Here is an 8,615-nt window from a genome sequence, read left to right on the forward strand (position 1 = left end):
GTGCGCAGGCGCCTGCACGCCGCACAATCCAACCATGCAACACATCACGCGTTTGAATCCCCACACATTGCCCCTGCATGGCGTGGCCGCGAGCCGCAATTTGGAGCAACAAGCCGCAGCGCTGCTGCCCGCGCACACCCTCATGCAGCGCGCAGGCCTGTCGGTGGCACGCCTGGCCTTGGCTATGGCGCCGCATGCGCGCACCATCTGGATTGCCTGCGGGCCGGGCAACAACGGGGGCGATGGTTTTGAGGCTGCCGTGCATCTGCACCAATGGGGCAAAACGGTGCACCTCACCTGGACGGGCTTGGGGCCCACGCAAGCCGCACTGCCACCCGACGCCCGGGCCGCTCGCGACAAAGCCTTGGCTGCGGGCGTGCCCATGGTGAACGAGCCGCCAGCGCAGTTTGACCTGTGCATCGACGCCCTCTTGGGCCTAGGGGGCCGGCTAGACGCCAGCCGAGCGGGCAATGCGCTGATGTTGGACTGGCTGGCCCGCATGCAGGCCAGCGGCGCACCCCGCCTGTCGGTAGACCTGCCCACGGGGCTGGATGCGGATACGGGTGTTGCTTCGGATTTAATAGCTGCTTGCGCAGTATCCACGGGTGCTACAGCCCACTTTACCTTGAGTTTGCTGTCGCTCAAGCCCGGCCTGTTCACCGCGCAGGGCCGTGACCATGCAGGCCAGGTGTGGTTTGACGACCTGGGCGCAGGTGCCCTCTTGGGCGAGGCGGTGGGCAGCAGTGCCAACGCTTGGCTTTTGGGTGCAGACCAAGGCGGCACAGTGTCCAAGTTGACCCAGGCCCACGCCAGCCACAAAGGCAGTTTTGGCGACGTTGCCGTGCTGGGCGGCGAGTCCACAGCAACTAGCCACATGGCAGGTGCAGCCCTCTTGGCGGCGCGTGCAGCCTTGCACGCCGGGGCAGGGCGGGTGTACGTGGCGCTGCTGGGCAGCCCCGCCGTGTCGGTGGACCTGCTGCAACCCGAACTCATGTTTCGCAACATTGCCGCGGTGGACTTGGCCCACAGCGTGGTGGTCTGCGGCTGTGGCGGCGGCACGCTGGTGGCCGGTGTGTTGCCCAAGGTCTTGCAAGAAGCCCCGCGCCTGTTGCTAGACGCCGACGCACTCAACGCCATTGCGCAAGACGCAGCCGTACAAACTTTGCTGACCGAGCGCCACGTGCGGGGCTGGGCCACCGTGCTCACGCCCCACCCCTTAGAAGCAGCACGCCTCTTAGGAACCAGCGCCGCCTCAGTGCAAGCGCAGCGCCTGGGCAGCGCGCAAACCTTGGCTGAGCGCTTTGCCTGCGTAGTCGTGCTCAAAGGGTCTGGCAGCATCATTGCCGCACCAGGCCTTGTGCCACGCATCAACCCCACAGGCAATGCCCTCTTGGCCACCGCAGGCACGGGTGATGTGCTGGCTGGCATGGTGGGCGCAGCCATCGCCCGGGGCCAAAGCGCCCACGCCGCCGCCTGCAGCGCTGTGTATGCGCATGGCCAGGTAGCCGATGTGTGGGCAGAGCAGCGTGGGGAAAGGGCGCTGACGGCGTCTGGAATGTGGGGCTAGGCCAATGGATGGATTAAGTGTCCTAGAGCCCCACACCATTCACCGCCTGAGCAGCCCCCAGGCGTCCGACCTGCAGACCATCCATGCGGTGCAAATGCTGGCCTACCAGCAAGAGGCGCAGCTACTGGGCGCCCAAGACTTTCCACCGCTGCGCAGCACGGTGGAAGACCTAGCGCAGTCGGGCCAGCTGTTTTGGGTAGCGCGCATAGCCTCCCAAACCGTAGGCGCCATGCGTTTAGAAGTGGACGCACAAGCGCAAACGGTGTGCATCGCGTCTTTGGTCGTCCACCCCCAAGCGCAACGCAGTGGCATTGGGCATGGCTTATTAGGCGCGGCATTGGCCTATGCGCCCAACTACGTGTTTGAAGTGCAAACCGGTGCCGCCAATGCGCCAGCGTTAGCGCTCTATGCGCGGTGCGGTTTTAAAGAAATCCACCGCCACTGCGTAGGCCCCGAGCGCTTGGAGTTGGTGCGACTGCGCTTGCGCTGAGACCTAAGCGCTTTGGCTGAGCGTCCGCGTTACAGGTTAGAAATTGCCCTGTGACGGCATCCAAAGTTCCAAAATTCGCGGCGGTAAAGCTGCCGTCCGAATGCAACTGTCGGCCGCTAAGGAGGCTACTCTTAAGCGCGCAGATGACTGACGTCCAAACCGGCACACCATCGTGACAGAGGCAGTCGATTACAGCAAATGCGCTAGAAGGTAAGACAACCGAGCCCCTGCTTTGGCCGTGGAGTCGAGGTCGACCACGTCAATTTCACCGGCAAATTCCTGGCTGCTGTTCAGTACGTCCGCGTCGGCGGAAATGGCAACTTGCAGATTGCGCCGCAAACGAAACGCCAGCACGCTGGCCACAGCCATGTAAAAGCGAGCGGCGAATGCGGTGTCAGACTGCAGCTTTTCCTGCAAAACATCTTCTTCCAGCACGGCCACCACCACATCGGTTTCGGCGCAAATGCGCGCAGTGGTCTTGCGCCGGTCCACAAAGCTGATCTCGCCCATCATGTCGCCGGGGCTCAAGGTGTCCAGCAGTCGGCCATCGGCCGCGAACACCTGGCAACGTCCTTGCAATAACAGGCTGATTTTCCGGTTGGCTCTGCCGCATTCGACAAGGGTTGTACCCGCCGCGAAGCTGGCTTTGCGACAGGCTTGGTGAATCCAGGCCACATCGTCCTCGTCCAGATTCTCAAAAATAATCAGAGAAGAGCGCATCGTTGATCAAGCCTTTCCGTGCAACATGTTTTTAAATGACCCTGCCGAAGTAGCCAGCTGGTCATAGCTGCCCTCTTGGGTAATGGTGCCGCGATCCATCACAATGATGCGGTCACAATTTTTGAGGGTTCCCAGACGGTGGGTGAAAACAATGCGAGTGATCGCCAGTTGGTCTAGCACTGCACCCACTTTACCCACACTCACGTTGTCCAGCGCGCTGGTAGCCTCATCAAATATCAGCAGCCGCGGGCCACCGACCAGTGCGCGCGCCAGCGCCATCAACTGATTTTGACCACCAGAGAAAAGGCTGGTGTTTTCTCCAATCACGGTATGAATTCCCATGGGCAGGGATTTCACAAAACCTGCCATGCCAATGGTCTCAAGTGTTTTGAGCACCTGGTCCACATCCAGGTCCCGACCCGCTGTGATGTTCTCCAAAATAGAACCAGCGAACATGCGGTGATCTTGCAACACCACACCAAAGGTCTTTCGCACCGCCTCCACATTGACGTTTGAGAGGTCATTGCGGTCTATGAACACCTTGCCATTGTTGGGGGACAGCAGGCCCAAGAAGAGCCGCACCAAGGTGGACTTTCCGCAACCTGACGGCCCCACAATTCCAATGTACTCACCTGGCGCTATCCGCATTGAAAAGTTCGTCAAGATCAGTGGCTGCTCGTCGCCGTACTTGAAGTCAACACCTTGCAATTCAATCTCACCACGAATTTCGGGCAGCTTTTTGCGACCGGAAACCGATTCTGGAACCTCTGTGCGCAAAGGCAGAGACATCGCCACGGAAGTGACCAGATTGAAATACGCCAATACGGTGGCGGCCATGCCAGCCACACTGCCCGTAACAATGGAAACCGACGCCACGAAGGACACATATTCGCCTATGGATTCTGGTGCCGCTGTGGTGGTGGAGTAAGTCACGATGGAAAACACCGCGCACAGAGTGAGTAGGCTCAGCGACTGCTGAAACGCTGCATACATATCGCCATAACGCGTGCTGCGTACTTGCCTGCGCCGCATTTCAATAAAGTTGTCACGCCAGCGCATAAACGCACGCCGCTGCGCGGCAAACATGCGGATGGGCAACATATTGGCGATCAGCTCATAGACAATGGTCAGCACATTGGCAGTCATCGCCTCGCCTTCAGCGTAAGCAGCCCGGCTCAAACTCCCCAGAAAAAAGGCCACGCTCAAATTGAGCACCGCTACGCCCAACACCGCCAATGCACCCACCGGGTAGTAATACGTGAGAGCTCCTAAGCCCACCAAGAAAGTGATCAGGTCCATGCAGGTTTTCACCAGCATGCGCAAGGTGGATCGCCTTGCACCTTCCATGGCCGTGAAGCGTCGCATCAGGTCCGCTTTGTTGTAGCCGGATAAAAACTTCATCGGCAAGCGAAAAAGCCGGTCCAAAAACGCTGCCTGCAGATCGGTCCCCGCGGCTCCTTCAATGCGCTGCACAATCATCTCGGATGTCCAGCGCAAAGACAGCATCAATACATTGCAGACGACCACCACGGCCACCACGGCAAACAGCAAGGTCTCATTGCGGTGCGGCACCGCATGGTCAATCACCAGACCGCTGGCGACGGGAACAACGTAGGTCAGTGAGGCAATCACCAGCGTTAAGGCGAGATAAATCCACAACTCAAAATGGTAGGGCTTGAGCACCAGGCTCAGAATGTCCTTGAATTCCAGGCTTGAGTCAGGTAAGCCTGCATACAGCGCAGTGGCCTGGGTTTCGAGGCCAGCGGCAGCGTCCTGCGTCAGGGGCTTGAAACCCGTCGTGTAGCCTTCGCTGGCAAATTCCATCGCCGTGCGACCACGACACGAACGCACCAACACCGGATTACCGCTTGCCGTGTCACGGCATATCAGGGTACCGTGGTCTGACTCCCACCAAGAACCGACCAGAGTGACCTCGCGTGCATTCAGGCCCAAGGCATAGGCCACTTCCGCCGCTTCGCTATCAGGCCCAAACCCGCCGCGTATTGGGTTGCCCGTGAGTCCCATGGCTTTTGCAGCGCTCTGGCAGGCAGCAAAAACGTCGCCCATGGGGTGCTTGCGAACGGGTTGACGCACGTCACTGGACAGCAACTCTTCAAACTGGCGCAGCGTCTCTTCCACTGACGGAAGTGCAGTGTTCACAGCTTTCACAATACCGCCCCCTGGCTGGCAGCCACCAGCTGTGAATACATGCCGGCTGACTGCATCAATTCTTCGTGGGAACCAGACTCCTTGACAGCACCCCTGTCGACAACAACGATCTTTTCAGCCAGGCGCATCGTGCCAATACGGTGGGTAGCAAAAACAATGGTGCTGATCTTGGCGCGCAGGTTTTCAAGAACGGCGGCTTCATTGGCACCATCCAATGCAGAGGTGGCCTCGTCCAAAATCAGAATGGCGGGTTTGCGCACCACCGCTCGGGCCAACGCAAGGCGCTGGCGTTGGCCACCGCTCAAGTCGGAGCCACCTTCGCGTAAGCGCGCCTTGTAGCCACCGGCCCGGCGCATGATGTCCTCGTGGATCATGCAGGCTTTGCAAGCATCCATGGCTTGCTCCTCGGTGATGGCCGGATCCCACATGCTCAGGTTTTCCAACACCGTGCCTTCAAAAATCTGGTCCTTCTGCGGCACAAACGCGACCACCGAACTCAGGTGCGCGGAATCGATGGTGCGGATGTCCTTGCCGCCCACGGTCACTTCCCCGCTGACGGGCTTCAGGACACGCGCCATCACGCCCAACAAGGTGGACTTGCCGCTTCCCACAGAGCCGACAACGCCCACAAAGCTACCCGGCGACACTTGGAGCGAAATGCCCTTGAGCACGGGGCTTGCGCCGTAGTCAAAATGCACATTGCTAACCAGCAACTCTGACGATTCAGGCAACCCCTGTGTGGCCGCGAACTCTTCTTCTGAAGCCACTTGCAGCAAATCATTCACCCGGTCAAAACTGCCGCTCGACGCGCTGATCTGGGCGAATCCCGAGACGATCTGGTTGAACGGAGTGATCAGCAAATAGGCCATGGCGGTGTAGGCCACAAACACCCCGATGGTGAACACGCCGTGCAAAACCTCTAGCGCCGACAGGCCTGTGATCACCGCCATCAGAATGCCCGTGATAGAACCTGGCAAGCTGGCCATCAGTGCGGTAAATGGCGCATGCTTTTGCTCTGCATTGACCACAGCAATGTGTCGCTCCAGCACCCTTTGTCCCATGGCTGCCGATGACCCGGACGCCCGTGAATGCTCCATCAAATTGAACGCGGTGAGCACCTGTGACTCGTAACGTCCTCTCTCCAAAGCGAGTCGGCGGTCCAGATCATTGGTCTGCCTTGATATCCAACCCACGAGGGCTGCATGCGCCGATAGCAGCAGGAACGAAACGGCCGTGAGATAGGGGCTGTAGCTTGCCATCATCAAGCCCACAACCAGCACCTGCATGGAGGCTGCGATCATGCTGACAAGTGCCCCCGAAACGGTGCCTGCAACGGCATCGGCCAACATAACCCGCCCGCCAATCTCTCCCCCGAAGCGCCTTGAAAAATACTCCATGGGCACACTGAACATCTTGGCAACAATGCGCGTTGCCATGCTCAGGGCCAGCCATGTCTGCAACTTGAGCACGCCCACCCGCTGCATCCAGAGCACTGGGCCCAGCAGCAGGCCAAAAACACCAATCCCGAACATGAACCAGAACTTCCAACTGTCCACGCCCTTTTTGATCAGCACATAGTCGATAAAAATGGACGTCAAAGCGGGCACCAAGGCCATCAGCACCGCAAGACCGAATCCCACCAAGGCAATCGCTGAAATGGCACGCCCGGCTCCACGCGACGCGATCAACACTTCTGAGAGCGCCGAAGCGGGCTTGCCGGTGCGCACAAACCCTTCGCCGGGCTCCATGCACAAAGTCACACCGCAATAGCCCGCCTCCAAATCCGATTGCAACAAGCGTCTGCGCCCCACTGCAGGGTCTAGCACCGCTGCCACGCCGTCTTGCAGGCTTTCCAGAACCACAAAATGATTGAAGTTCCAGAAAATGATCTGTGGCATGGGCAACTTGGCCAGCTCGGCAGCGCTCACGCCGAAGCCTTTGACGTTCAGGCCTGCCTGTTTAGCGGCACGCGCAAGGGAACCGGCAGAAATGCCGTCGCGGGTAGCGCCGCACATACCGCGCAGCTTGTCTAGCGACTCATAGCGGCCAAAGTAGGCCAAAACCATGCCCAGACAACAGGTGCCGCATTCGGTCGCCTCAAACTGCAATATCTCCGGCACCCTTCGCCGGAGCATGTTTTTCGACCAGCGCACAAGTGGCGCAGGCATCCCCAGCATCATGGCTTCGCACCCTCAGGCAAGGGTGTTGGCCCCGATGCCAAGGCGTTTGCATGGAACCAGGCACTTTCGCCCACGCGCTTCACAGCCGGCAAAAGGAGGTAGAGCAGGCGCGGCTGGTTGTAAACGACACGACCCGAGACAATGGTGCCAGGCTCCATCAATCTGGCAGGCCCGCGAGACGATGTCCACGCCATCCCACTGGGAGTTTGCGCATCTTGGGTGACCTGAACTGTGACTTTATAAGGCGCATCCGCCTCAAAAAGCTTGCGCACCAACTTCTGGTTTTTAAATACTCGCAGCAGAACGTCTTCATCGGCAGCAACGGCGCTGACCTGTGTCACCACTCCTTCAATACGCCCGAACTCTTGCTCTTCGTAGATGAGCGGGAGAATTTTGACCGGCATGCCAGGAGCGATTTTCTTGCCTTCTTGCGCTGGCACAAAGACCACGGCTGAGCGAACCACGTTGCTACTCGTTTTGACGCTGTTGGCAGGAGTGACCATCGCCACCCGTCTTTCACGGGATACAGGTTGGTGCACATCGACCAGCAGTTCCGAGATCACACCGTCGTACGGCGAAACAATTCGGTTTTCCACCTTGGCGCGTTCAGTGAGTGCGTCAATCTGGCGCTGCTGGGCACTGATTTGCAGATTGAGTTCGAGAGACTCGCGCTTTTGGCGCTGTGCCAGTTCAGAGTAGTTGGTCTGTGCGTCCAGCAATTGGCGCTTGTTGACCGCCAGTTGGTCTTCCACCTGCTCACGCTCTGTCACCACTGGATCGGAGGCACGTGAGGAAAGAAAACCGCCAACTATCAATTCTGCGTTGCCTTGCCGGGTTTTCTCCAAGCGGCTGAGGCGCTCACGCAGTGCGCCATCCCGGCTACGGGATTCAATCTGCACTTGCTTGAAAGTACCCGTTGCTACCTCCATACTTTCGGCATGAAAGCTGTCCAAGCGCTTGGCCTTGGCCATGAGGTCTTGTAACGAACTGCGCGCTGTTTGCAAGTCGTTGTCCAGGCGCGGGATACTCACGAGCGCGATCGTCTGGCCCTTCTTGACCGGGCTTCCCACTTTGACGAGAAACGCCTCCAAACGTCCGTCGGTTTCTGGCGAAATCGCGTAATTGATCACCTCACCATCGGCCATCAGCACACCCTGGCCATTGACCACCACCGGCACCCGCACCAAGAAGCAGCCAATCAGCAGCGCTAGAACACTGCCAACAAAAAGCCAAGCCGTTGCAAGGTACGCGGGGCTGACGATGTTGAGCGGACGCGTCGACTCCTTGTTGCTGGACTTTGAAGATTCAATCATCGTGTTGAGGTCAATTTGGGGTGTAAGTCAATGGTCGGCGTGTTTCCAAGCATGGCATGAGCGCGTTAGCACTTGGCCAATTGTCCTCGTGATACGGCGAGCGCTGAGGTGACTCGATGCTGCTTATCGACACACAAAGAGCACCTGAGTAGGGCACAGCAGGGGGGCCATTTGCT

Annotated in this window: 6 protein-coding genes; 2 read left to right on the top strand and 4 right to left on the bottom strand. The window is 58.9% G+C overall.

The window, feature by feature from the left end; all coding sequences use genetic code 11:
- Positions 1 to 34: 34 nt before the first annotated feature.
- Positions 35 to 1,567: an NAD(P)H-hydrate dehydratase gene (locus tag EXZ61_RS02745; protein WP_142808791.1), complete on the top strand. Its 1,533-nt coding sequence runs from the start codon at positions 35 to 37 to the stop codon at positions 1,565 to 1,567.
- A gap of 4 nt (positions 1,568 to 1,571) precedes the next feature.
- On the top strand, positions 1,572 to 2,057 hold the full coding sequence (locus tag EXZ61_RS02750; RefSeq protein WP_142808793.1) for a GNAT family N-acetyltransferase: 486 nt from the start codon (positions 1,572 to 1,574) through the stop codon (positions 2,055 to 2,057).
- Between the two features lie 189 nt (positions 2,058 to 2,246).
- On the opposite strand, the gene EXZ61_RS02755 is transcribed toward EXZ61_RS02750, so the two are convergent.
- Genes EXZ61_RS02755 through EXZ61_RS02770 form a run of 4 tightly spaced genes read right to left on the bottom strand, consistent with a single transcriptional unit; the run spans position 2,247 to position 8,439 of the window.
- Positions 2,247 to 2,777: a cyclic nucleotide-binding domain-containing protein gene (locus EXZ61_RS02755; protein ID WP_142808795.1), complete on the bottom strand. Its 531-nt coding sequence runs from the start codon at positions 2,775 to 2,777 to the stop codon at positions 2,247 to 2,249.
- A 6-nt stretch (positions 2,778 to 2,783) separates the two neighbouring features.
- Positions 2,784 to 4,937, bottom strand: a complete 2,154-nt coding sequence (locus EXZ61_RS02760) for an ATP-binding cassette domain-containing protein (protein WP_142808796.1) — start codon at positions 4,935 to 4,937, stop codon at positions 2,784 to 2,786.
- Positions 4,938 to 4,942: 5 nt separating this feature from the next.
- Positions 4,943 to 7,081: an ATP-binding cassette domain-containing protein gene (locus tag EXZ61_RS02765; RefSeq protein ID WP_168224681.1), complete on the bottom strand. Its 2,139-nt coding sequence runs from the start codon at positions 7,079 to 7,081 to the stop codon at positions 4,943 to 4,945.
- Positions 7,082 to 7,122: 41 nt separating this feature from the next.
- A complete protein-coding gene (locus tag EXZ61_RS02770) occupies positions 7,123 to 8,439 on the bottom strand; it encodes an NHLP bacteriocin system secretion protein (RefSeq protein ID WP_142808800.1) in 1,317 nt (438 codons plus the stop codon).
- Positions 8,440 to 8,615 lie beyond the last annotated feature (176 nt).

This window comes from Rhodoferax aquaticus (assembly GCF_006974105.1).
GTDB classification, from domain to species: domain Bacteria; phylum Pseudomonadota; class Gammaproteobacteria; order Burkholderiales; family Burkholderiaceae_C; genus Allorhodoferax; species Allorhodoferax aquaticus_A.